This window comes from Nitrospira defluvii, from assembly GCF_905220995.1.
In the GTDB taxonomy this organism is placed as follows: domain Bacteria; phylum Nitrospirota; class Nitrospiria; order Nitrospirales; family Nitrospiraceae; genus Nitrospira_A; species Nitrospira_A defluvii_C.
This window is the reverse complement of record NZ_CAJNBJ010000001.1, coordinates 1,375,804-1,399,095: the sequence shown is the minus strand read 5'-3', so window position 1 is coordinate 1,399,095 and position 23,292 is coordinate 1,375,804. Positions and strand designations below refer to the sequence as shown.

The 23,292-nt window shown below is 58.2% G+C and carries 25 protein-coding genes; 3 read left to right on the top strand and 22 right to left on the bottom strand.

Annotation, left to right across the window (positions count from 1 at the left end; translation table 11 throughout):
• Positions 1 to 102 precede the first annotated feature (102 nt).
• From KJA79_RS06820 to KJA79_RS06750, 15 genes are all read right to left on the bottom strand, one after another.
• A complete protein-coding gene (locus KJA79_RS06820) occupies positions 103 to 777 on the bottom strand; it encodes a hypothetical protein (RefSeq protein WP_213041229.1) in 675 nt (224 codons plus the stop codon).
• 60 nt (positions 778 to 837) lie between these two features.
• Positions 838 to 1,350: a hypothetical protein gene (locus tag KJA79_RS06815; protein ID WP_213041228.1), complete on the bottom strand. Its 513-nt coding sequence runs from the start codon at positions 1,348 to 1,350 to the stop codon at positions 838 to 840.
• 372 nt (positions 1,351 to 1,722) lie between these two features.
• Entirely contained in the window at positions 1,723 to 2,976 is a 1,254-nt protein-coding gene (locus KJA79_RS06810; RefSeq protein ID WP_213041227.1) for a M16 family metallopeptidase, read from the bottom strand.
• A 2-nt stretch (positions 2,977 to 2,978) separates the two neighbouring features.
• Positions 2,979 to 5,096 (bottom strand): polyribonucleotide nucleotidyltransferase, encoded by a 2,118-nt coding sequence (gene pnp / locus KJA79_RS06805; RefSeq protein WP_213041226.1) that lies wholly within the window; start codon positions 5,094 to 5,096, stop codon positions 2,979 to 2,981.
• 187 nt (positions 5,097 to 5,283) lie between these two features.
• The gene (rpsO, locus tag KJA79_RS06800) at positions 5,284 to 5,553 is read right to left on the bottom strand and encodes a 30S ribosomal protein S15 (protein WP_213041225.1); all 270 of its coding nucleotides are present in this window, start codon (positions 5,551 to 5,553) and stop codon (positions 5,284 to 5,286) included.
• A 6-nt stretch (positions 5,554 to 5,559) separates the two neighbouring features.
• Complete coding sequence (truB, locus tag KJA79_RS06795) at positions 5,560 to 6,558, bottom strand: tRNA pseudouridine(55) synthase TruB (protein ID WP_213041224.1); 999 nt, start codon at positions 6,556 to 6,558, stop codon at positions 5,560 to 5,562.
• 36 nt (positions 6,559 to 6,594) lie between these two features.
• Positions 6,595 to 6,993: a 30S ribosome-binding factor RbfA gene (gene rbfA, locus KJA79_RS06790; protein ID WP_213041223.1), complete on the bottom strand. Its 399-nt coding sequence runs from the start codon at positions 6,991 to 6,993 to the stop codon at positions 6,595 to 6,597.
• A gap of 9 nt (positions 6,994 to 7,002) precedes the next feature.
• Positions 7,003 to 7,284 carry a DUF503 domain-containing protein gene (locus KJA79_RS06785; RefSeq protein ID WP_213041222.1) on the bottom strand — a complete coding sequence of 94 codons (282 nt, stop codon included), beginning with the start codon at positions 7,282 to 7,284 and terminating at the stop codon, positions 7,003 to 7,005.
• Positions 7,281 to 9,860, bottom strand: a complete 2,580-nt coding sequence (gene infB / locus KJA79_RS06780) for a translation initiation factor IF-2 (protein WP_213041221.1) — start codon at positions 9,858 to 9,860, stop codon at positions 7,281 to 7,283. Before infB ends, KJA79_RS06785 begins: the two co-directional genes overlap by 4 nt.
• 63 nt (positions 9,861 to 9,923) lie before the next feature.
• Positions 9,924 to 11,063 (bottom strand): transcription termination factor NusA, encoded by a 1,140-nt coding sequence (gene nusA / locus KJA79_RS06775; RefSeq protein ID WP_213041220.1) that lies wholly within the window; start codon positions 11,061 to 11,063, stop codon positions 9,924 to 9,926.
• 41 nt (positions 11,064 to 11,104) lie between these two features.
• On the bottom strand, positions 11,105 to 11,587 hold the full coding sequence (locus KJA79_RS06770; RefSeq protein ID WP_213041219.1) for a ribosome maturation factor RimP: 483 nt from the start codon (positions 11,585 to 11,587) through the stop codon (positions 11,105 to 11,107).
• Positions 11,588 to 11,716: 129 nt separating this feature from the next.
• On the bottom strand, positions 11,717 to 12,556 hold the full coding sequence (gene dat, locus KJA79_RS06765; protein WP_213041218.1) for a D-amino-acid transaminase: 840 nt from the start codon (positions 12,554 to 12,556) through the stop codon (positions 11,717 to 11,719).
• Between the two features lie 23 nt (positions 12,557 to 12,579).
• Positions 12,580 to 12,912 (bottom strand): protease inhibitor I42 family protein, encoded by a 333-nt coding sequence (locus tag KJA79_RS06760; protein WP_213041217.1) that lies wholly within the window; start codon positions 12,910 to 12,912, stop codon positions 12,580 to 12,582.
• A 36-nt stretch (positions 12,913 to 12,948) separates the two neighbouring features.
• The gene (locus tag KJA79_RS06755; RefSeq protein ID WP_213041216.1) at positions 12,949 to 13,266 is read right to left on the bottom strand and encodes a Rieske (2Fe-2S) protein; all 318 of its coding nucleotides are present in this window, start codon (positions 13,264 to 13,266) and stop codon (positions 12,949 to 12,951) included.
• A gap of 18 nt (positions 13,267 to 13,284) precedes the next feature.
• Positions 13,285 to 13,782 (bottom strand): DUF192 domain-containing protein, encoded by a 498-nt coding sequence (locus KJA79_RS06750; RefSeq protein WP_213041215.1) that lies wholly within the window; start codon positions 13,780 to 13,782, stop codon positions 13,285 to 13,287.
• A gap of 248 nt (positions 13,783 to 14,030) precedes the next feature.
• On the opposite strand from KJA79_RS06750, the gene KJA79_RS06745 reads away from it, so the two are divergent.
• Together KJA79_RS06745 and KJA79_RS06740 are read left to right on the top strand one after the other, a co-directional pair.
• Positions 14,031 to 14,378 carry a 4Fe-4S dicluster domain-containing protein gene (locus KJA79_RS06745; protein WP_213041214.1) on the top strand — a complete coding sequence of 116 codons (348 nt, stop codon included), beginning with the start codon at positions 14,031 to 14,033 and terminating at the stop codon, positions 14,376 to 14,378.
• Between the two features lie 227 nt (positions 14,379 to 14,605).
• The gene (locus tag KJA79_RS06740; RefSeq protein ID WP_213041213.1) at positions 14,606 to 14,941 is read left to right on the top strand and encodes a hypothetical protein; all 336 of its coding nucleotides are present in this window, start codon (positions 14,606 to 14,608) and stop codon (positions 14,939 to 14,941) included.
• Between the two features lie 101 nt (positions 14,942 to 15,042).
• Here KJA79_RS06740 and KJA79_RS06735 read toward each other — a convergent pair whose 3' ends face one another.
• From KJA79_RS06735 to KJA79_RS06725, 3 genes are all read right to left on the bottom strand, one after another.
• Entirely contained in the window at positions 15,043 to 15,522 is a 480-nt protein-coding gene (locus KJA79_RS06735) for a hypothetical protein (RefSeq protein ID WP_213041212.1), read from the bottom strand.
• A 283-nt stretch (positions 15,523 to 15,805) separates the two neighbouring features.
• The gene (locus tag KJA79_RS06730; RefSeq protein WP_213041211.1) at positions 15,806 to 17,371 is read right to left on the bottom strand and encodes a fused MFS/spermidine synthase; all 1,566 of its coding nucleotides are present in this window, start codon (positions 17,369 to 17,371) and stop codon (positions 15,806 to 15,808) included.
• 64 nt (positions 17,372 to 17,435) lie between these two features.
• Entirely contained in the window at positions 17,436 to 17,846 is a 411-nt protein-coding gene (locus KJA79_RS06725; protein WP_213041210.1) for a CBS domain-containing protein, read from the bottom strand.
• Between the two features lie 190 nt (positions 17,847 to 18,036).
• Here KJA79_RS06725 and KJA79_RS06720 point away from each other — a divergent pair, with 190 nt between their 5' ends.
• A complete protein-coding gene (locus KJA79_RS06720; RefSeq protein WP_213041209.1) occupies positions 18,037 to 19,356 on the top strand; it encodes a UDP-glucose dehydrogenase family protein in 1,320 nt (439 codons plus the stop codon).
• 20 nt (positions 19,357 to 19,376) lie between these two features.
• Here the strand turns inward: KJA79_RS06720 and KJA79_RS06715 are convergent, their stop codons facing one another.
• From KJA79_RS06715 to KJA79_RS06700, 4 genes are read right to left on the bottom strand one after another with little or no spacing between them, the layout of a single operon-like run.
• Positions 19,377 to 20,087 carry a HEAT repeat domain-containing protein gene (locus KJA79_RS06715; protein ID WP_213041208.1) on the bottom strand — a complete coding sequence of 237 codons (711 nt, stop codon included), beginning with the start codon at positions 20,085 to 20,087 and terminating at the stop codon, positions 19,377 to 19,379.
• 22 nt (positions 20,088 to 20,109) lie between these two features.
• Positions 20,110 to 20,871, bottom strand: coding sequence for a HEAT repeat domain-containing protein (locus KJA79_RS06710; RefSeq protein WP_213041207.1), 762 nt, complete (start codon positions 20,869 to 20,871; stop codon positions 20,110 to 20,112).
• On the bottom strand, positions 20,864 to 21,964 hold the full coding sequence (locus KJA79_RS06705; RefSeq protein ID WP_213041206.1) for a HEAT repeat domain-containing protein: 1,101 nt from the start codon (positions 21,962 to 21,964) through the stop codon (positions 20,864 to 20,866). Before KJA79_RS06705 ends, KJA79_RS06710 begins: the two co-directional genes overlap by 8 nt.
• 37 nt (positions 21,965 to 22,001) lie before the next feature.
• Positions 22,002 to 23,084 carry a HEAT repeat domain-containing protein gene (locus KJA79_RS06700; RefSeq protein ID WP_213041205.1) on the bottom strand — a complete coding sequence of 361 codons (1,083 nt, stop codon included), beginning with the start codon at positions 23,082 to 23,084 and terminating at the stop codon, positions 22,002 to 22,004.
• Between the last annotated feature and the right edge of the window lie 208 nt (positions 23,085 to 23,292).

The following is a 23,292-nucleotide window of genomic DNA, read 5'->3' as shown; positions in this document are numbered from 1 at the left end:
CGAATCAACCCACCTGCCTTCGCTTCGTTGAGAACAAAGAAAAAAGCGGCACCCCGCAAGGAAGTGCCGCCTTCTCTTCTCAGGCCAGGTGCCTGCTAGAACTCAGTGATGCCCACCGCCACGATTGTAGTGAGCAGTCCAAGGAATCAAATTCGCGATTGGCTTGCCATTGGGCAAGAGCACATCATACTGCAACGGCAACATCGCTCCATCCGGCGACTTCGGCGACGTGTTCAACGTCTGTTTCGCCGCGGCGCAAGGTGCGTCAACTTCAGTCTTCCCTTCACACTCCTTCAAACGGAGTGAAGAGATGCTTTTTGGCTTACCCATTTCGCCGGCATTGTCATTGAGCTTCTTCACGGAAGTGATCACGCGATGATTCTGCTCGGTCTCTTGAGCCACAAACTCAACCAGCGTGGTCGGAGATCCCGGAGGAACTTCCTTCGCGGCAGCCGGGCCTGAGTGCGGACGGGCCATCGACTTCAGTTGTTCCCAGACGTTCTTGTCGGCCGGATAGAACTTGAGGTTCTTCCCTGGATGAACTCTCTGCCACCACAAACCACTCTCGGCATTGCCGCCGAACACCGCAATGTTGAGCCACACCGCCTCATCGTATGGGTCCAGGATGATGACGCGACCCTGCAACGTCGTGGGCTTGCTCAGATCTCCCCACTCAAAACGCTCCTGGAATGCCTCAATGGCCAGCGCAGTGGAGGCAAAACTTACCACCAAAGCCGCGGCAGCCATAAAGGTCCACCCTTGCTTTTGAAGCTTCATAATCACATCCTCCTTAAAGAAGACAAAAGAACCTAAAGAATGTCGCCTCGCGTATAAATTCTACTTCAGAACCTTGAATCCGGTAATGGTACGACCATCAAGCGTCACTTCCATCGCGACGAGCTCCTGCGATGCCTTGATGATTTGGTCCATCAAACCCTTGTCCTTAACGGCCAACCGGACCGTTGTCTGAGCATGGTGCCAACCGGCATAGGGATTATTTTTGTCCGTCCCGCCAGTGTAGCCCCAGGCGCAGCAGGTGAACAAGGGATCCGGCGGCTTCACATCCATGGAGGTAGAAGAACGGCCACCACCCTCGCCGGACGCAGGATCGCCGGTGTTCCAATACTGGATACCGAACAAAATTTCACCATCAGGATTGTCTGCCCACTGCGACCACACACGGCCCTTCAGGGTGTTCGTAGGTTCACCCTTAAAAAACTTTCCGCTCCCCGTGGTGATTTCGCTGGGTCCGCCACCGGCTGGAGCGTCGGCCGCCATCGAGACACCGGCGGTCAACAAGCCGACAACGGAGGAGACTGCTAGTGCGGCTAGAATTCCGACCCTATTCATAACCCTACCCTCCTTGGAAAAATGATGACCAGAGAACCGTTGAATCACAATATCCAAAAAAATAGTTCAAAAAACAAAAAATCCAGAGAACGCGCTAGCAGGAGGAAGTGCGAACCACACCCCCTTTCTCTCTGCTTACCTTCCCCTGTAATGCAGTCGAAATAAATTCGAACTTATGGGACGAAAACGCGGCCATGGTACTTAAATCCACCAAACGTGTCAAGAAAATGTTTTCCTAAAATTCCGGTTCAACCTTTCCCGCCAAGCCTCTGAGTATTCAATGAGTTGGGTATTCCTCTCCAGCGATGGCTCGGCTGTTTCCCTCATGAATACCGGCTCATTCCACGCAAGGCTACTTTGCCCTGTGATCGATTATGAGGCAAATGCCTGAAGACTATTCGCCGGGATCGGCCCAAGTGCCGTGATGGCAAGACACCGTTGATCTAAGAGAGTTTGCGCCACTCGATAGACTTGGTCTGTTGTGACTCGATCAATTTCCCCGATCATCTGTTCGAGGGAAACATGGCTCCCCTGCGTCAACTCGTCCTTTGCCAACTTACTCATCCGACTATGAGAACTTTCGAGACTGAGCATAAGACTGCCCTTCATTTGATTCTTCACTCGGGCCAGGTCTTTCGCATCAATGCCGTTCGTACGAAGTTTCTTCAGTTCACGGCACACGACTTCTACCACACGCTCCACTTCCTTCGGGCGCGTGCCGGCATAGACTGTGGTCATACCTCCATCCGAGTATGTGGATAAGAACGAATAGATTGAGTAGACCAGCCCGCGCTTCTCCCGCACCTCTTGAAACAGGCGTGAACTCACGCTTCCACCGAGCACACCGTTCAACGCGTGCGCGGCGTACCGATCCTTGTGCCCGGCGCTCAATCCCTGGAGCCCTAAACACAAATGCACCTGTTCGAGCGATTTCCGTTTTACCAGCACCCCCCCACGAACTTCCGGCGGACGACGGCTTGGCTTGACCGCCACGCCCTTGTGGGATGCGGAAAAATAGCGAGCCAACAGTGACTCAAGGCGCTTCCACGTAAAATTGCCTGCCACTGCGATCACCGTGCGCTCAGGGTCGTAATGGGAGCCGACATACGACACGAGGTCTTTGCGCCCCAATGCCTGAATCCTTGGTGCCTGCCCGAGGATGGGTCTTCCCAACGGGTGACTGCCGAGCGTGTGCTTCATATGGAGTTCTTGGACAAGGTCCTCCGGATCATCCTGAACCATCCGGATCTCCTCCAAGACCACCTGCTTTTCTTTCTCGACTTCCTTAGGCTCAAACCGGGAGCGGTAGAACAAATCGGAGAGCAGCTCCAGGGCCGCCTCCAATTGCTGATCCAGCACCTTGACGTAAAAGGTCGTCGTCTCCCGGGTGGTAAAGGCATTCATCTCCCCACCGAGCGCATCAATTTCGCGGGAGATCTGCGTGGCCGTTCGGCTCCGTGTCCCCTTGAAAAACATGTGTTCGAGAAAGTGGGACAACCCCTCTTCACCCGGTCGCTCATCGCGTGATCCGACGTTCACCCAGATCCCGATGGTGACGGATTTCAAGGTCGGAAGCAGTTCGGCCACGATGCGCAGCCGGTTGTCGAGCACGATCTTTCGATACACGATTATCCCGCAGGCGTTGGTTCGGTCGCGGGAGACCCCGCTGGAGCCGGCATCGCTTCTTTCCGACTGAGGCGGATTTTCCCCTGCTTGTCGATTTCCAGCACCTTCACCATGATCTGATCACCTTCCTTGACCTCATCGGTGACCGCCTTCACGCGGTGGTGCGCCAACTGAGAGATATGCACCAATCCGTCCGTGCCGGGCAGGACCTCGACGAAGGCGCCGAAATCCATGATCTTTCTGACGGTGCCCTGATAAATTTTCCCGACTTCGACTTCTTCGGTCAGACGCTTGATCATGTCGATCGCCTTCTGTGCGGAAGCCTCATCCGACGACGCAATCGTCACATCGCCCGTATCCTCGACATTGATCTTCACTCCGGTCTCGGCAATGATGCTGCGGATCATTTTGCCACCCGGCCCGATCACATCCCGAATCTTGTCTTGCTTGATCTTCATCGGGAAAATGCGCGGAGCGAACGCGGACAACTTGGTCCGCGGGGCAGTCAGGGCCTGAGCCATACACCCCAAGATGTGGAGCCGACCCGCCTTCGCCTGTGCCAGCGCTTCCCGCATCAGCTCGGACGTGATCCCCCCGATCTTGATGTCCATCTGCAGCGCCGTGACACCGTTTTTGGTCCCGGTCACCTTGAAGTCCATATCACCCAAGTGATCCTCAAGCCCGAGAATATCGGACAGCACCAGCACTTGGTTGCCTTCCTTGATCAATCCCATGGCGATGCCGGCCACCGGCTCTTTGATCGGCACCCCCGCATCCAACAGCGCCAGAGTACCTCCGCACACCGTCGCCATGGACGAGGAGCCGTTGGACTCCAAAATCTCAGACACAATCCGAATGGTATAGGGGAATTTATCCTTTCCAGGCATGATCGACTTCAACGCACGTTCGGCAAGTGCCCCGTGCCCCACTTCACGGCGTCCGGGCGACCGAAGCGGCCGCGCCTCGCCGACGCTGAAGGGAGGAAAGTTATAATGCAGCATGAACGTGCGCATGTACTCTCCCTCCAGAGCGTCAATGCGCTGTTCATCGTCAGTGGTCCCCAGCGTGACCACCGCCAAACTCTGCGTTTCTCCACGGGTAAACACCGCCGATCCGTGTGCGCGCGGTAACACCCCCACTTCGCAGGTAATCGGACGAATGTCCGCAGGCCCACGGCCATCCGCGCGAACCCGTTTCTCAAGAATCATGTTACGGACTTCGGTGTACTCCAATCCATGGAAGATGATCTTGACGTGCCGATCCCGATTCGGTTCATCCGACTTCAGCGCCGCGAGCGTCTCAGCCAACACCTGATCCAACCGCTCCTGTCTGGCGCTCTTATTGGGAATTAGGATCGCTTCACGAATCGCTCCGGCAACCAACTTGCGCACCTGTTCGGCCAAGACAGCATCGATCGGTTCTTGCGTGACAACCCGTTTCGGCTTCCCGGCCAGCGCACGCAGCTCTTCAATCTTCGCGACGATTTTCTTAATCTCGCTGTGCGCGAGTTCGATCGCCTCCAACATGGTCGCTTCCGACAACTCATTGGCTCCCGCCTCAACCATCATCACGGCATCGGCAGTACCCGCCACCACGAGCTGGAGCTCGCTGGATTCCAACGTCTCAAGGTCAGGGTTGACCACCAGCTGCCCATTCACGCGACCGATTTTCACGCCGGCGATCGGTCCGTTGAACGGAATTGACGAAATCGACAGAGCCGCAGATGCAGCGATGATCGCAATTACATCGGATACGCCGGTCTTATCTGCCGACAGCACGGAGGTGATGACCTGGGTTTCAAAATAATAACCCTCAGGAAAGAGGGGCCGAAGCGGACGATCAATCAACCGGCTGGTCAACACCTCTCGCTCCGACGGACGACCTTCGCGCTTGAAGTATCCGCCGGGAATCTTGCCGGCCGCGTAGGTCTTCTCCTGGTAGTCCACCGTAAGCGGGAGAAAATCCACACCCGGCTTCGCCGTCTGGGACGCAACCGCCGTCGCCAACACCACCGTGTCGCCGTAGGTGGCCCAAATCGCACCGTCCGCCTGCTTGGCAATTCGGCCGGTTTCCAGCGTCAAGCGGCGGCCTGCCAGCTCGATCTCTACAACATGTTTCATCTATGGTCTCCTTCGGTTAAATCCCACAGATGCCCACAGAGATACGCTCAAACCATACAACAGGCCCTTCAGCCCTTCTGGGCACCGTTGCATAGGTTCCCTCAGTTTGAACGTGTTTCAGTGTTCACCTGCGGGGACAATAGGTCGGCCGCCACGCAACAAGGTGGCGGCCGATTCGATCACCCGTCTACTTGCGGATGCCCAGTCGCTCAATGACGGCCCGATAGCGACTCTCTTCGATGCGCCGCAGATAGTCCAATAACCGACGGCGCCGCCCTACCAGCGTCAACAATCCACGCCGCGAATGATGGTCCTTCTTGTGCAACTTGAAATGTTCCGTCAAATACGTGATGCGATTCGTGAGAATGGCGATTTGCACTTCCGGCGATCCGGTATCCTTCTCGTGCTGCTGGAAGTTCTTCACCAATTCCGTTTTCACTTCTTTTACCAGTGCCATACGTCCCTACTCCTCTATTGAGTTCGCGATACTTGACCCTTGTGACTCATCTGTGACCAATACTTTTGAGACGGCAATCGGGAGCTCTCCCGCGCTCCCCCCTTGAATTCGTAGGCCGGCGGGCATGGTGCCGATGGCCAATAACCGCCCGTCTTCGTCTTTGATCCGAATCGCACGACTGGTTCCCTCAGGAAGGTCCGTAGGCACCCCTTCCCAGCCCAGCACTTCCGAACATGGAACCGGCATGCCGTGCAACACGCGTCTGGCCGTTCCTGCACCCACCATGCACGTCGGAAGCCCGAATAACGCCTCATCCAGCGTTAACAATGAGGCCTCCAACGTTCCCTGCGTCAACCGCGATTCGACTTCGCCCACGGTCAACGCCTGCTCCAGCACGAGTGGCCCCACACGCTCACGAACAAGCGAGCCCATATGACCACCCGTCCCTAACTGCGCTCCGATATCCGCGCACAACGTTCGGATGTACGTCCCTTTGGAGCATGTCACGCGAAGCATGACGTGCGGGAGCTGCATACTCACAATCTCGATTCGATAAACAGTGACGTCACGCGCCTGACGCGCCACGTCTTTGCCGGCTCGTGCAGACTTATAGAGGGGAACTCCCCCAACCTTTACCGCTGAATACATGGGGGGAATTTGCTGAATAGGCCCCTCAAACGCGGCCACCACGTCTCGGAGGCGGGCTTCACTCAGCGAGTCAACCGGTAAGCGCTGAAGTACGGTTCCCGTGGCATCTTGCGTGTCGGTTGTTTCACCGAGTCGCATCTCGGCGAGATAGGTCTTATCCCACTCGAGCAAATATTCTGCGATACGTGTCCCGCGACCCAGAAGTAGAGGCAGCACCCCGGTGGCGGCCGGGTCCAACGTTCCCGCGTGTCCAAGCTTGATCCCGCGCAACTTCCCACGGATGCGCGCCACTACGTCGTGAGACGTCCACCTCGCTTCCTTATGGACATTCAGCACTCCGTCCTGAAGCTTCCTCACGACCTGGGATTCCGTCGTCGGCATCGCGATCATTTGCTAGACATCGGTGCGAGGGGATTCCATGAGCACCTCATCCTTCGCCTCGTCACGCTGCAATCCATCCAATAGCTTCAGCACCCGATCCGCCCGTGCGCCGCTGACATCCTTCATGAAGATCACTTCCGGCAGATACCGCAACGCCAGGCGTCGGCCTAATTCCGCCCGCACAAACCCGCTCGCCTTCGCCAACCCGTCGAATACGTGCCGTTCGTCCTTGTTTTGCTCCATCGTCGTCACGAAGACGCGCGCGATGCGCAAATCCTTCGTCAACTCGACATCCGTCACGGTCACGGACCTCACACGCGGATCTTTGATCTTCCGCATCAGGATGTCAGCCACTTCCATGCGAATCTGATCGGCCACCCGATCGGCTCGGCTATATGTCGACTTTGACATGAGTCGGCCTTAGAGCAATTCGATTCGCGAGCGCAACAACTGGATCGTGGGTACCGCCTGAATCAAATTCACCGCTTGGTCGAGGACCTGATTCACGTGCGTGGACTCATTCGCCACGCAGGCCAAGCCGAGAATGGCCTTCTGCCACAACTCCTGATCACCGACCTCAGCTACCGACACATTGAATTTATCCCGCAGCCGGGCTTTCAAACTTTGCAGGACCTGGCGCTTCTCTTTCAATGAATGGCCATCAGGAATAAACAATTCGACCGTGCAGAGCCCAACGATCATGCCCGGTGACTTTGCGGAGCCGCACCACGATTTGTCGTTTCAAGCTTGGCCGCAACCTTATCTATCGCAAACGCCTCGATAATGTCCCCGGCCTTAAGGTCATTGAAGTTTTCAACCGTAATACCGCACTCATATCCCTGCTGAACTTCACGCACATCATCCTTGAAGCGCCTGAGCGAGCCCAGCTTGCCTTCATAGACAACCACACTGTCCCGAATGACGCGCACCCCCGCACTGGCCCTGGAAATTGCGCCATCCACGACGTAGCAGCCGGCCACCAGGCCAGCCTTCGGAATCGTGAACATCTGCCGTACCTCAGCCCGCCCAAGCACGCGCTCCTTGAGCGTCGGCTCGAGCAGCCCTTCCATCGCCGCGCGGATGTCGTTCAGCGCGTCATAGATGATGCTATAGAGGCGAACATCAACGCCTTCACGCTCGGCCAACGCCGCCGCCTTCGGTTCCGGACGGATATTGAATCCGATCACGATGGCCTTGGACGCCGCCGCCAGAAGAATATCGGTTTCCGTAATTCCGCCGACCCCAGTGTGCATCACTCGCAGCTTGACTGCACCAGCCGGCATCTTCTCCACCGCAGCCGCCAAGGCCTCCGCAGAGCCCTGCACGTCGGCCTTGATCACGATCGGCAACTCCTTGACGTTGCCCTCCTGAATCTTGGCAAACAGATCATCCAGGCTCACCTTCGCCGGACCGGCCAGATCGGCGGCTCGCTGTTTCATTGCCCGCTCCTGAGCGATCTCACGAGCCACGCGCTCGTCCTTCACAATGGTAAAGACATCACCGGCGGACGGCACTCCCGGCAATCCGATCACCTCAACAGGCACCGACGGCCCGGCTTCCACGGTCTTTTTCCCTGTGTCTGTGACGAGAGCACGAACACGGCCGCTGAAATTGCCGACCACAAACGCATCACCGACATGCAAGGTCCCGCTCTGCACCAACACCGTCGCGATCGGTCCACGACCACGGTCCAGCTTCGCCTCGATCACTAACCCCTTCGCCATACGCTCGGGATCCGCCTTCAATTCCAACACTTCCGCCTGCAGGAGAATCATTTCCAAAAGATTATCGAGGCCGGTTCGCTGCTTCGCAGAGACCTCGACCATGATCGTATCGCCGCCCCAAGACTCCGCGACCAATCCGTGCTCGGTCAGCGCATTCTTAACACGATCGACATTCGCCCCCGGCTTGTCCACTTTGTTAATGGCGACGATCAGCGGCACTCCGGCAGCTTTGGCGTGATGAATCGCCTCGACCGTCTGCGGCATCACACCATCGTCGGCGGCCACCACCAGAATCACAATATCCGTCGCTTTGGCGCCACGAGCACGCATTGCCGTAAACGCTTCATGGCCGGGAGTATCGAGGAAGGTGACCTGCTTGTCGCGCACCCCGACCATGTAGGCGCCGATATGCTGCGTGATACCTCCCGCCTCGCCTTCCGCCACCTTCGTCTGCCGGATTGCATCGAGCAAGGACGTTTTCCCGTGATCCACATGGCCCATGATCGTCACGACCGGAGGGCGCGGTACGGCATGTTCCTCACCTGACGATTGCGCAGCCTCTTCCAGTAACGCCTCTCCGGCTTTTTCCGTGGATACTTCCACCTTCGCCCCGTACTCTTCAGCGATCAATGAGGCCGCCTCGAGATTGATCGACTGATTGAACGTCACCATCTGCCCCATCTCCATCAGCTTCCGGACAACATCCGCAGGTCGCTGACCGATGAGTTCCGCGAACTCCTTGACACTGACTCCCGCGCTCAATTTCACGCTTTTCTTTCTCGGCTTTGTGATTTCCGTCGGCGAGGCATGGTGGATATGCTTGGACCGGTCTTCGCGCCGCTGGACCGGGATCGCCCGCAGATCACCCCATCGGGTGGCGTCGTTCTTGAACTTCGCTTCGTCTTCTTCCCGCGTCCGTGGCGCCTTTTTAGCTTTTTTCAGCTTCTCGCGGGCCGCCGCTTCACTCTCCAGCGCCTCCGTTGCTAAAGCCTTCTTTTTCGCAGCTGCCGCCGCATCGGCGGGAGTCGCCGTGACCACAGGAGGCTGGGTCGGCTTCGTCGCCGCTTCTACCACAGCCGCGGCAACCGGCGGTTGCGAGACAGCTTCGTCAACCGGGGCCGCCTCTGACGACACAGCCTCAGCAACCTCAGGAGCGGTTACCACAGGAGGCGCAACCGGCGCCGCTTCGGCGCCTTGAGAAGCAGCCGGCGCAAACACCGCCTCTGCCGCAGCCAGCGGCGCAGCAGCCTCCTCCGCACCCTCCTCCTTCTTCTTCTTGATGAGGATGCGCTTTTTGTCAGGCTTCGGCGGCTCTTCATGCACCAGTGCATGTACGGCCCCATGCTCTTTGGCGCGACCCGCCTTTTTCCCCTCATGCCCGGCAGAGGTTTCTCCGGCTCGTGCCTTAGAGCTGAGCTTCTCGATCGCCACGCGAACCGAATCGTCATCCAAGGCGCTGCTGTGGGATGCCACCGGAATCCCGAGCCGTTTCAGTTCAGGAATCAGCTCCCGATTTTCCATCCCCAGCTGCTTTGCTAATTCGTACACGCGCATACTGTACCGCTCAGCTCCACCCGCTTAGATAATTGCCAGTCGGCTCGTGACCATCGAGCCGCGTTACTCTGCCTGCTGGGCCGCAGCCCGCGCCTCGTCCTGCTGGCGCTGGGCTTCCGTCTCTTCCGCTAAGGCCGCCTTAATATCCCGATCCCGCTCAGCCTTTTCCTTCTCGTACTCTGTCGCGCTGATGATGTCGATCTTCCAACCAGTCAGACGCGCGGCAAGTCGAACGTTCTGCCCGTTCTTCCCGATTGCCAATGACAGCTGCGAATCCGCCACCACCACGAGTGCCGACTTCTTTTCCTCGTCGATTCCGACCTTCTCGATCGTCGCCGGGTTCAGCGCTTCCGCGATGAAGACACGAGGATCCTGCGTCCACGTAATAATGTCGATCTTTTCTCCACGCAACTCGCGGACCACCGCCTGGACTCGCGACCCCTTGATGCCGACACAGGCCCCCACCGGATCCACAGCCTTATCACGCGACGACACGGCGATCTTCGTGCGATCACCAGGCTCACGCACGATCGACTTGATCTCAACGATTTTCTCCCCGACTTCCGGTACCTCCAACTCAAACAACTTGGCCACAAATTGGGGATGACTGCGCGAGAGAATCACCTGGACATCTTTGGGCGTCCGGCGCACTTCCAACAACAAGGCCTTCACGCGATCGCCGCGGCGATAGGTTTCGCGTGGGATCTGTTCCTGAATAGGAAGGATCGCCTCCGTCTTGCCGAGATCGACCAGGAAGTTCCGCCGCTCCATGCCCAGAATAATGCCGTTGACCAAGTCACCTTGACGGGTCGAATACTCCTTTTGAACGGCTTCCCATTCCGCCTCTCGCACCTTTTGGAAAATGACCTGCTTGGCCGTCTGAGCCGCGATACGGCCTAACTCATCCATCTCGATCAGCGAGCCGATCTCATCGCCCACTTCTGCACCTTCGTCATACTCGCGGGCTTCCTTCAGAGAGATTTCAGCCTTTGGATTGGCAACGGTATCGACGATGATCTTCTTGGAGACGACCGAAATTTCTCCGGTCTTGCTGTCAATTTCCACCTGAATATTTTCCGCCTGGCCAAATCGTTTTTTGGCGGCAGTTTGAAGCGCGGACTCGATCGCGCCAATGACCCGGGCCTTGTCGATTCCTTTTTGACGGCCGATTTCATCGATGACGGCGATCAACTCTCGGTTCATAGCTCACACCTCATGGTTAACACAGCCCTCGGCCACCTCTGCTATTTGGAAAACTCGATCTTCCGGCGCGCCAGGGCGATATGATCAAACTCAATTCGCATCGTTTCCGCAGTTTTCTTCTGCGGGACCGACAGCGTGACCGCACGGTCATCCACATCCAGGACGGTACCCTCAAGCCGCCACTGTGCCTGAATCGGTTGCCGCAATTTCAGAGTGATCGGCTGCCCGATCAGTCGCCGATAGTCTTGCGCGCTCCGTAACGGACGATCCAGTCCCGGCGAGGAAATTTCCAGCGTATAGGCATGCGGGAACGGATCAATAACATCCAGCGCCGGGCTCAACGAACGATGCGCTTGCTCACAGTCCGTCAGCGAGATACCGCCGGGCTTGTCGATGAATACTCGAATGACGGTCCGTGGCCCCTGACCGACACACACCGCCTCGACTAACTCAAGACCGTGGGACTGTAAAATGGGGGCTGCGACTTCCTGCACGCGAAGGTTCAGCGCCTCAGCTCGTTTCACCGAAGGCTTTCCTTCCGACACTGCTCCCGCGTCACGCATAAGCAAAAGTTGCTCAAACAAAAAAGTGGGCCCAGGCCCACTTACAGCGCTGGCACCTTACCATGCCATAGGAGTGAAAGCAAGGGACGGCTAGCCGACCAGGGCTTCCCAGCGGCGAGACAGAAGCTGAGCAATGGGGCCAGGAACAGCAGATCCGATCGCCTGTCCATCCACACGCACGACCGGCAACACCTCCACAGTTGTCCCTGTCAGGAACACCTCTGACGCCCCGAGCAAGTCTTCGCGCCGGACCATGGTTTCGGCAACCGGAATCCCCTCTTTCTTCGCCAGCTCCAAGACCTTGGCCCGCGTCACCCCCGAAAGAATGCGTGGTCCTTCAGGCGCAGTCTGAATCGTCCCGTTCCGCACCACCATGACATTACTGACGGACCCCTCAGTCACCACTCCATCCCGAAGCAAAATTGCCTCAAACACGCCAGCTTCCTTCGCTCGTTGGCGCGCCAAGACGTTCGGCAACAGATTGACGCTCTTGATATCGCAACGCCCCCAGCGAATATCTTCCAGCAAGATCGCCTGAACTCCGGTTTGGCGAACCAACACGTCCAGGGGATGGAGCTCACGAAAGGTCAACACCGTCGTCGGAAGGAGCGGAACCGGAAAGGGATGATCGCGCGGCGCCTGCCCACGGGTAATCTGCAGATAGATTTTCGTCTCGGGAAGATCGCTCAATCGTAGACCCTCCTCAATCAGTGTGCCCCATTGAGCCTTCGAGGGCCCAAGAGAGAGTTGGAGCGCCTGGGCACTCCGTTCCAGTCGGGCCAGATGCTCGTCGACGGCGAAGGGCCGACCTCGATACGTACGAATGACTTCGTATACCCCATCCCCGAACTGGAAGCCCCGGTCTTCGACGCTGACGACGGCGTCGGCCAAAGGACCAAACCGACCATTCACGCACGCAATGTCAGGCATGACCTCTTTCCACACCCGGCAAGTCAAGACACCGTGACATAATAGATCTGCCGGTCTTCAGACGTAAATTTCCATCCCATCCGCTTTTCGAAGACCAACCGATGCGTGCCGGCGGCCACCGGCCTGAACTCGAAACTGCGCTGCCCCGCATCCACCGCATTGTTGCTGGCTATCCGGAGAAAATCGTCTTCCACCAGCGACATGACGCCAGGGTCATAGGAAGGAACCCACTGCTCTCCCCTCGTCCGATCCTCCCAGAGCCGGATATGGACCGGTATGCCCACCTGGGCCTTGATCGTCCTCGCGCCCGCCTCCGGTTCAGTACCCGTCGGCATCACTTTACTTAATGGACTCATAGACGCTCTTACTACCTCGACTAGAATTTCGTACGACTAGACCTTCCGTCTGGCACCAACAAACACCTCCCCACCCTCAATGCGCACATCATAACTCCCCACACAGTAGCCCCCACCGTCCGTGCCTTGACCATTTCGCACATCAAACTTCAAGTCATGCCAGGGACAGGAGACGACATGCCCCTTCACGCGCCCTTTGTGCAGAGGCCCGCCTTCATGAGGGCAGGAGTTATAAATCGCGTGAAAGCGACCCTCGATATTGAAGACGGCAATATCGCGCTCGTTCACCTTCACGACTTTCACCTGGCCGGGCGGAATCTCCTCGACCGTAGCGACGCACTGAAACCCTTCCATAACCAATATCCACTCCCTCTACATACGAAGCGTAAACCTGAGCTCCATCCCGGTCGTGATCTCGGCGCGTTTGGCGTAACCGGCCTCGGCCTGGATGAGGTAACGAACCGGCTCGGGAGGGGGGCCATACAGGGGGCAGGGGTCCTGGGCACAAGGCGGCACCTGCTCCAGGATCTGCACGATGTGATGACTTTCATCAATCCACAGCATGTCGACGGGAATACGAAACTGCCGGGTCCCCACTCGATGCAATCCGGTCGACTCAAAGATATAGAGCATCCCCGTGTCGGCTGGCAATCCTTCCCGGAACGCGAGACCAAACAGTAACTTCTCCGGCGTACTCGCCACTTCCGTTTCCATGGTTTTGCCGTTCGGAAACTCGACGATAATGAGTTCCGACTCCTTCGGTCCCCCGAGAAACAGGGTCACGCTGATCAGCAAAATCACCAGCAGCACAAACGTCACAATTTTCTTGCGACGCTGCTCCGACTCCGCTCCACTCGAACGCGTTACCATACGCACATGCTGTCGAACATCGATGCATCCTCATGTGACCACACACGCGCAGAGCCGCATGTATATTGGGCCCAAAGCCCCATGACTTTCCCGGCGCTAGGCCTTCTTACCAAGCCGCACTCTGTTGACTTGCCGAAGAACGCCAGCTTAGAATGCGGACCTGTTTCGCCGCGAACTATGGTCGCGGCGGCACGAAATTGTCAACATCTTATCCGTCATTAAAAGGAACCGAGAAGGAGGCACAGGCCATGGCGCTTCTGATCACCGATGAATGTATTTCCTGCGGGGCATGCCTGCCAGAATGTCCCAATGAGGCGATTTTCGAGACGCGAAGCGACGCTGAAGGTAAGGGCAACCATGTCGGAGACGGTCAGGGAGTCGGCGACAATATCTATGTCATCACGCACGACCGCTGCACCGAGTGCGTCGGGCACTTCGATGAACCCCAATGCGCGGCCGTCTGCCCGGTGGATAATTGCTGCATCGCAGATCCAGCCTACCCGGAAACGACCGACGTGTTGCTCGAAAAGGCCAAGTCCTTGAATCCGGACAAAGAAATCGATCCAGCCAAAGTGTGGAGCGGCGTTCGCAACTAACGCATCCGACCGACACCTGTGCATGGGACCACGAAGGCTCCTCCGGGAGCCTTCGTCATTTCCAGACCGAATCAACTCCGCCCTGACCGCTCGTCAGTAACGGACACTTCCCTGGCTTTCCCCGCTCGACCACTGTAGACTTTAAGAAGACGTGGCATGCGAAGGCCACCGTTCTCACGTGGCCCCGATGCACCCGTATTTCTCCATCCTCTCAATGGGAGGTCCACATGAGACGTCTTGCTCGCCTGGCGCTGCTCGCCTGCCTGACCCTCGCCCCGCTCCCAGCATCCGCCATGACTGATACTGCTGATATCGGAACGCTAATCGACAGTTTCGTCACTCGACAATTTCCTGATGCTGCCAGTCACTTCTGGATCGTGAACGAAACCCAATGGGATGGCGATGAAATGATTGTGGATGTGAATGCTATCGTGACAGAGCGTCGGCAATCCGCCCCCACGGAGAATCGCTTCTTGCTACTGATCGTGGAGGGACAACTCAAAGGGATCCAAAGTATCCCGTTGGACGCTGCGGTTGAATGTCAGAAAGAGCAGGAAGCGTAGCCGGACGCTACTTGCTCCGCATCAGTGGCGCACAAACACCAACGCCCCATCTGCATCACTGCAGATGGGGCGTTGCGCTAGATGCGATTGTCCCAAACCGACTACTTGATCATCACGAGCTTGCCACCGACATGAGCCGGGTGCAAATGGCAACGATAGGTCAGGGTATTGCCCTGGGTCGCATTGAACATGTCGCTGGTCGGCACACCAATGTACTTGGTCTCGCCAGGCTTCAGCACCACTTCTGCCTTCATCACAAACGGAGAAGCGGCGTTCACCGGATCGGTCATTTGGAAACCGTGCTCACTCGAAGAGTTGTTCGTCACTTTCAGAACAACCGGACGACCGGGGCGAACCTTAAAATCGATCACGGTCACCGGCGGATACCACGCCTTCATGTTGCCGATTTCGACGGCGTACAATTCCGCATCTACGACCAATTCTTTAAACGGTTGGCCAACGACAGAACCGGTATCCAAATCACCGATTTCGACACCGCCAGCTTGCAGCGCGTATGCGCCTGATGCCCCAGCGACCAGCATGACCAGGCCGAAAAATACTGCCACCATCGTCTTACCCATGACCTACCTCCTTAAAGAGATTAAGAAGAGATGCGATTAGGTTGGTAAATAATGACCACCGCGCGCTGAACCTTCTGCTAGACGCTCCTCCCAGGAGGCTAGCAACAACTACTCGAATGTATCCTAAATAACAGGCTAATGAGCGACCCCTTATAGCACAGGGATTTAAAAGGAAGCAAGAAAGTTTCTTGGGCGGCCAAGGCCAACAGGAGAGGACCATCTACCTCGGGGGCCGTCAGGCAATGACGCAGAATAGATTCTGCATTTCAACGGCTTGCGACCATCACTTCCCGTCGGGAGCCATCTCCACCGCGTGGGATCCGATCAAGAGGTCGTAGGGAGTGTAATCGTCCGTCAACTGCAAGCCCGGCGACCAGGGGGTGGTCCGTCGGGCAGCCAGGAGCGAAACCGCTTCAAGCGGCAAACGTCTGGCCTCCACCTGCGATTGAATCCGCTGCACGAACTCACCGTACGGCATGGTATCGATCGGACTGCCGCCGAAAAAGATTAGATTCTCCGCCGTCGTTTGGTGTGCCCGCCACGGCCCTTTGACGCCAAAGGACTCGACCGCGGGAAATGCCGTCTTCAGTGTCTGCACCACCGCACTCGCACGCTGGAGGTCCCCTCCCTCACCGGAAGAAGCCAGGTTGAGAGCCAGCACCCCGCTTGGGTTGAGTCGCTCACGGAGCTCGGAAAAGAACTCCACGGTGGTCAAATGAAAGGGAATCAGGTGCCGGGCAAATGCATCCACCCAGATGACATCATACGTCGCCTTCGTGTCGCGCAGGAACACACGAGCATCCTTGACCCAGACATGGTGATTGGCCGGGGGATGATACTCGAAGTACTGTTCCGCCATCCGCACCACGACGGGGTCAAACTCGACGACATCCAACTCCAGTTCAGGCCAGACCTGGGCCAGCCACTTCGCCAGCGATCCTCCTCCATGCCCCAATATGAGTCCCCGCTTGGGTTCAGGAGTCAACGCCACCGCAGCGACCATGAGCTGACTATACGGAAGAAAGAGGGTGTGTGGATCAGCCCGCCACATGACGGCATGCCAGGTGCGGTCAAGCACCAGATACCGAAACAGATCGTCGTCCCGCACCCGCACTTGTTGATAGGGACTATCCTCCTGGTACACCAACCCCGCTACAGGAGGAGCCTGGCCGAATAATTGCCACCCTAGGATGAGCAAACCGGTGAAGGCGATCCCAGTGAGCCTTGTCACCTTGCCGCTTCCCTGTTGCAACCACGCCAACCCCAACAGGAGTTGGATCACCCCCAATGACGCCACCAGCGTCTGGGTCCCCAGCCACGAGAGCAGAAAGAATGCCGTCCCCCAAGTCCCTGCCAGGCTCCCCACGGTCGACAAGGCAATCATGCTCCCCGTGTGACGACCGAGATAGCCCATATCGACCACGGCCAATCTGAGCAATGCGGGCATCACCCCGCTCAATCCAAACGCGGGAGGGGCGAGCAGCACGCAGGCCGCAACGCTGGGGCCCCAGCGAGGGTCCTCAATCATTTTGGCGACCTTGAAAATCGCACCTTGCCCCAACCACGACATCAGCAAGGTCCAGGCACCTGACCCCAGCAGGAGCCACGCCAACACGGCCGCAACACGATACCGATCCGATGCCCAACCGCCGAACGCGTAGCCGGAACTCATCGCCGCCAGAATAATGCCGATCAACGCGCCCCATACAAAGAGCGAATTCCCAAAGACGGGAGCGAGCAAACGACTGCCCAGGATCTCGAGCGCCATGACAATCGCGCCCGTCACCAGCGCCGTCGCAAGGAGAAAGAGACGTGAAACGGACGCAGCGGAAGGTCCCTGAGTCATCATAAACGGGGGACCGCGGAACACCAGGTGGGAGCAGGAAATGGTTTGCGGGCTTGTCGAATCATCGCTACAGCGTGCCCCAATTTTTGAAGTATCGCAGCAAATCGCGCACGGAGATCATGCCGACTACTCGCCCTTCTTCGGTGATCACCAGATGCCGGATGCCTCGTTCAGCCATCAGGTCGCTCGCGTCATGCGCCGACTGAGCGATGTCGATCGTCATGACCGGCGTACTCATCACAGTACGAGCCAACACCTGCTCAGCTGGTGCCCCGCTGGCCATGGCTTTTCGGACGAGATCGGCCTCGCTGACGATCCCCACGTAGTCACCGTGGTCGGCCACCAGCATCGCCCCGACCCGGGCATCACGTAACCGCTGCGCCACCACCAACAGAGAATCATCGGGGCGCACTGTGTTACTGATGGGACGCATCATCATTGCTAACGGTCGCTGGATCGGTCCGCCTACCACCGCCATCTGTCGGCGTCTCCCGTGAAGAGGCCCGAATTCTACTGAACTGCACCACAATCTGCAATTCACCTCGTCGACGCTCCCCGCAAAAACCTGCGAGATGATTGCTCGGTTTCCCGGGCATTGTTATACTACCGACTCTACACACGTACTCACCCAAACGGCTCGCGGCTGTTCTTCAAGAGGAGATGCATCCATGCATATTAGCGTGATTGGAACGGGCTATGTCGGCTTGGTTACCGGTGCCTGCTTCGCGGAATTCGGCGTCAACGTGACCTGCATGGATACAGACGCACGCCGGATTGCCAAGCTCGAAAAAGGCGAGGTGCCGTTTTTCGAGCCCGGCATCACCGAACTTGTCTCCAAGGGCATCAAAGAAGACCGACTCCATTTCACAACCGATGTCGCGAAAGCCGTCGATAAAGCGCTGGTCATCTTCATCGCAGTTGGCACACCGCCGAAATCCGACGGCTCCGCCGATCTGTCCTATGTCGAAGAGGTCGGTCGCGGGATTGCCAAGAACATGACCGGATACAAAGTCATCGTCACCAAGTCGACGGTACCGGTCGGCACCGGCGAAAAATTGCGCGAAGTCATCAAGGCCAACCAAACCGGCCGATTCCGATTCGATATCGTGTCCAACCCCGAATTCCTGCGGGAAGGCTCCGCCATCGAAGACTTCATGCGGCCCAACCGCGTGGTCATCGGCGCGGACAGCGAACAGGCCGTGGCCATCATGAAGGACCTCTACCGCCCCTTGTATCTACTCGAGACCCCCATTGTCGTCACCGACATTCCGACCGCTGAAATGATCAAGTACGCCTCCAACGCCTTTCTCGCCGTCAAAATCTCGTTCATCAATGAAATTGCGACGGTCTGTGAAAAGGTGGGAGCGGACGTGCAGATGGTGTCCAAAGGCATGGGGCTCGACAATCGTATCGGCAACAAGTTTCTGCACGCCGGCCCAGGATTCGGCGGTTCCTGCTTCCCGAAAGACCTGGCGGCGCTGGTGCAGACCGGCGAGCGCGTGGGCTACCCGTTTCAGATTGCCGGCGCGGCGGCCAAAGTCAACTATGAGCAGCACCTGCGCATGGTTCAGAAGGTGAAGGACGCGTGCGGGGGCGTCAAAGGGAAAACCCTCGGCGTCTTGGGCCTCTCCTTCAAGCCTAATACGAACGACATGCGCGAAGCCCCGTCACTGACGATCCTGAGCGAACTGATGAAGGAAGGGGCGACGATCCGCGCCTACGACCCGGCGTCGATGGAGGAATCGGTCAAGCTCTTGCCCGGCATGGTTCCCTGCCAGGATACGTATGACGTCGCAGAAGGCGCCGACGGCCTGATCATCATGACCGAATGGAATCAGTTCAGAAATCTTGACTTTGAGCGGCTCAAGAAATCAATGAAGGAACCGCTGTTGCTCGACCTGCGCAACACTTACGAATCCGATCGCGTCGTCACCTACGGCTTCCGCCACGTGTCGGTCGGTCGTACGACGAAAAATCCGGCCGCCTAACGGCGGCCGGACGGCCACTGTTAACTCAGGAGCTTCGCCGGCTCAGCCTGGGCACTTTCCTTGGGCTTCGGTTTATAACCCATCCGGTCCAGCACCTTCATAATCTTCGTTTTCAATCGGTCATCCGCGTCCGCCAACGCCGTAGCCAGCGGCTCCACAGCGGGCTTGCCGATTTTCCGAATGATTTCCGTCGCCGACTGACGCACATCGTCTTCTTCCGCCGCCAACAACGGCACGAGCGACGGCACGGCCGACCCTCCGATCTTAATCAACGAGTCATACGCCCGCTGCCGGACATCCCCGACCTCGTCGGTGAGGGCCTCCACGAGCGGGACGACCGCCCGCGGATCCTTCAATTCGCCAAGGACCTCCGCCGCATATTTGCGATTGAGCCAATGCGAGTCTTTCAAATCGATGAGCATGGCGTCGGCCTTCGCGGCATTTGGATCCTTCGCACGAATGCGGAAGCTTTTCGCCACACGTTTGCCACCCTCTTCCACAACACGAATCGTGGCTCCGTCACCAGGCTTGATCTTGAGAAAATCTTCGAGCGCTTCGTCCCCCACATCCAGCACAACGGTCTTTCCGTCATACGCGAGCAGCTCGACTTCCAACTGCTTGGCTTCTGGATTGACCGCGACAACCCGCTCCGTGACCAGGTTGAATCCATCCTTCTTGGGCCCGCCCTTGGGTCCGATCTGAATCAGTTTTACCGGTGCTTCTTCAGCCATAGTAACGTTCCTTTATCCGGGGTTATGACGAGGTCGCCTGTTTCCATCCCAAACTCGCAAGGACACCTTCGACGGTCTCCTGCACCATCGTATTTTCGTCTTCCAGGAGGGGAAGCAGCGGTTCGATGGCCTGCTTCGCTCCGAGCCGTGCCAGCGATTCAGCCGCATTCCGGCGCACGAGCCAGTCCTCATCCTGTAGCGACTGGATCAGGGCCTCGGTGCTGCGGGGGTCGCCGATTTTACCGAGCGCCTCCGCGGCATGGCGCCGCACCATCCAATTGGGCCCCAAGAGCCCCTCAATCAACGCATCGACCGCTCGAGTATCACCGATCTTTTTCAGCACCCGGGCAACATCCTCACGCACCGTCCCATCGCCAAGCGCTTCAATCAATCCCGGCGTCGCACGTGAGTCCCCGATGCGCTCCAATGCCCACACGGCCGCCGTCCTGACCGCCCCATCCTTGTCCTTGAGCGCCGCCATCAGGGGATCGACAGCACGGGGATCGCGAAACCGTCCAAGCGCATTGGCCGCCTGCTCGCGAATCGCCCATTCATCGTCACCCAACGCCTCCACCAGCTGATCGAACGCGACGGGGCCGATGCGCACCACCGCCGTAGCCGCCGCCTCGCGAATAACCACATCCTCATCCGCCATCAGACCGATAAGTTGTGGAACGGCCTCGACGCCCATCTGCCCGAGACTTGCCATCGCATGGTCCCGCAGCGCTTCGTTGTCATCCCGCAATGCGGCAATTAGTTGTGCAATTCGCTCGGCATCACTCATGATCCTCCGACTCCTCCTGTCCGACCGGCTGCTCGCCTTCAAGCGCCGCCAGTTTGTCCGCAATAAGGCCGGCGCTGTATGACACGATGCCGTCCCGATCACTGCGCAACCGGTTGAACAGCTCGTTATAGGGACGCAGGACCTCGACGTCTTTGATCTTCGCCAACGCCTCGATGGCCATCACCCGCAACGGTCTGATCGGAATGGCCTCGATGTACAATTGTGCCGGGCGCGGGTCACCGATGAGTCCCAACGACTTCACGGCGTACTCCTTCACTCCGGTATCCTTATCCTTCTCCAGCCGCGTCATCAGCGGTTCAACCGCCCGCACATCGCCGATTTTTCCCAGCAAATCCGCGGCAGCTTCGCGGATGAGCCAATCGTCGTCCTCAAGATATTCAATCAAAATCTCAACCGCCGGCCGCCCGATTCCCAGGAGCTCCATGACGGTTGCCATACGAGCTTCTTCGCGCTCACTGGCCCCCTCCACGTCGCGCAAGGCATTAAACGTCGCGTCGATCCGTTCCCGGATCGCGCCCAGTTTCTTCAACGTCCGCACCGCGATGTCGCGAACCGCCGGCGAGGCCATGGCATCGATCAATCCGTCTGCTGAACGCGGGTCGAGCAGATGCTCGAGAATCGTCGCCGCCGTCGTCTGTGCCTCGGCATCCGGATGCTTTAACATGTCACAGAGGGGCGTGATCGCATTGGGGATCACACCCAGGAGCTGCCGAACGCGGTGACGCACATCCTCATCCGGTGATTCATGAAGATTGCGCACCAACCCCACCGCGGTCTCGTCGTCTACATTGCCGGCCATCTGCTCAAGGGCGGCAAAGGCGGCCTGCCGAACCGACTCCTCGGAATCCCGCAACGCATTGACCAACGCGACTCCCGCAGCCGGATCCTTGATGCGCGACAACATCGCCGCCGCTTCAATCCGAAGCGGGACATCTCCCGTCCGCAACGCCTGTGTCAACGCCTGCACCGCACGAGGACCACCGGCCAAACACGCCGCCGTCGCCCGCATGCGCCGCCACTCCTCCTCATGGGTCAGTTCGGCAACGAGTGTATCGATACTTTCTTTCGGCATAGTTCCCGACAAGACACAGGAATGGGTGCTACACCCGCTAGACTCGCCCCGCGCGCCATCCGACGGCCGTCAGCGTTTCCCGCAGATGGTACCGCACGTTTTCATCTTGCTCTTTGGCCAACATCGGCAACAGCGAGGGGATCACGGTCGGGCCAAATTTCGTCAGTGCCGCAGCCGCTTCAGACCGCGTAATGGTATTCCGCAACGCGATGATCAAAGACGGAATCGCCACGGCATCGGCAATCATTCCCAGCGCACGAGCCGCCATGCCCATGGTGGCCATTTCGTCCGTCCATCCATCGGCACAAGGAGTGGCCGAATCTCTTGGCTCTCCAAGCGGCACCCCCTCCACCACACGACACAGCAGCGGCACCACACGACGATCCCCGATATGGCCGAGGGCTTCGACGGCCAGGAGCCGCAGTCCCGGCTCCTTCATGACCACCACCAGGTAATCGACCGCGCGCACATCTCGAATCGCACCGAGTGTTCTGACCACATCCTCACGGATCGCGGAATCTCGCTCATTGAATAACGCACGGAGCAAGGGTTCGACGGCGTCCGGAGACCTCAGCTTGCCTAATGCCTCCACCGCATGGAGGCGAACCAGCCAATCATCATGCTGCAGGGCCTCGATCAATCCGGCCATCGCGGCAGCGCCGATGGCGGCCAGCGCACTGGAAGCTTCCTCGCGGACAGCTTTGACCTTGTCCTGCAACAACGGCATCAACGCGGGAACAGCTTCCGGATCGCCGATCCGCCCCAACCCCTTCGCCGCGTGCATGCGCACAATCCAATCGCGACTATCCAAGGCCTGCATCAGCGGTGTCAATACTCGCGCGTCTGCCAGGGAAGCGAGAATCGCCGAAGCCGCCTCCTGCACTTGCAGGGCCGGATCAGTCAAACATCCGGCCAGCGCCGGGACCGAGACGGGACCCAACGCTGACAACGCCCCGACAGCCGCCTCGCGCACCGCACGATCCGAATCACGCAGAGCCTTCGTCAGCGGAAGAACCGCCCGCGCATCCTTGAGGACACCCAGCAGAGTCGCAGCTTCTTCTCGAATGGCCCAATCTTCATCCGACAATGCTGCAATCTGCTCACTGACCCTGTCGGCCATGGTACCTCGGCATCCGGTGGGGCCATCGACCTTCGCTTCGAATTCGTGGGCAGATGACTGATCGAGCAACCAGCGCGCCTACCGCAGGAGAGGACAGGTCACTGGAGGGGACCGCTCTCATGCCCTTCGTTGCCTGCTTCAGCGAGGCCTCACACCATCATCACGGAGCCAGTCAACACATCAAGAGAAGAAACGGCTGGAACGCCGG